The organism is Chitinimonas sp. BJB300 (assembly GCF_002735695.1).
Lineage (GTDB): Bacteria > Pseudomonadota > Gammaproteobacteria > Burkholderiales > Chitinimonadaceae > Chitinimonas.
In genome coordinates, this window is record NZ_PDZH01000319.1 from 1 (window position 1) to 1,047 (window position 1,047).

Here is a 1,047-nt window from a genome sequence, read left to right on the forward strand (position 1 = left end):
CAGTCTGCGCCGAGAAGGTCAGGTTGGCCGGCAAGGTGTCGGTGAAGCCCACGAGGCCGGTAGTGACACTGCCGCCGATATTGCTCAGCGTGACGTTGTAAGTGCCTGTGCTGCCGGCCGTGAAGCTGGCTGGGCCGGTCTTGGCGACCCGCATGATCGGCGGACCGGCCTGCACATTGGTGAAGGTACAGACTGCGGCGGCACCACTAGCCGTGGCGGCGGCATCCAGGGTCACCGTACCGGCTGCCAGATTCGGCGTGGCAACACCGCCTGCACCCAGCCCCGTACAGTTGATCGCGGTCAGGATAAATCCCGGCGGCACGGTTTCGGTAATCGTGGTCACACCACCGATCGTGGTCACCGCCTGGACGGGGCCCGCGACATTGGTGCCGGGGTTGAGCGTGGTCAGGATCTGGTTGGTGACCCCGTTGGTGCCAGTGAAGCTGAACGGCCCGATCCCACCGTTACTGACCACATTCACGGATACCGTCGTCTGGCGGGAGTGGGTAAACGTACAGGCCAGATTCGGCGAACCCGTGGTAGCGGCTGCATCCAGCGTGATCGTACCCGCGGCCAGATTCGGGGTGGCCGTGCCGCCTGGGCTCAGGCCGGTACAGGTCGCCGCGGTCAGGATAAAGCCAGGCGGTACGGTTTCCGTCACCACAGTCGAAGTGCCGGCGGTGGTGAGGGTCTGCACGGGACCGACCACCGGCGTGCCGGGCGTGACGGTGGTGTTGGTGAAGTTCGTCACCCCATTGGTGCCAGAATACGGGAAGTCGCCTGTGCCACCATTACTGATCGTGCTCACCGTCAAGGTAGGGAGCTTGGTATGGGTATAAGTACAGGCGATATTGGAACCGGCTGCCGTGGCCAAGGCATCCAACGTGACCGTGCCGGCTGCAAGATTCGGTGTGGCGGTACCGCCTGCGCCCAGACCAGTACAGGTTGCCGCGGTGAGGGTAAAGCCTGGCGGAATGGTTTCGGTGACGACCGTGGAGGTACCAGCCGTGGTCAGTGTCTGTACGGGACCCACAACAGGTACGCCGG

General features: G+C 64.0%; 1 protein-coding gene. It reads right to left on the bottom strand.

The annotated features are described in order from the left end of the window. Positions 1 to 1,047, bottom strand: a 1,047-nt coding sequence (locus CSQ89_RS21615; protein WP_308418208.1) for a prealbumin-like fold domain-containing protein, incomplete at both ends; no start/stop codon positions are given.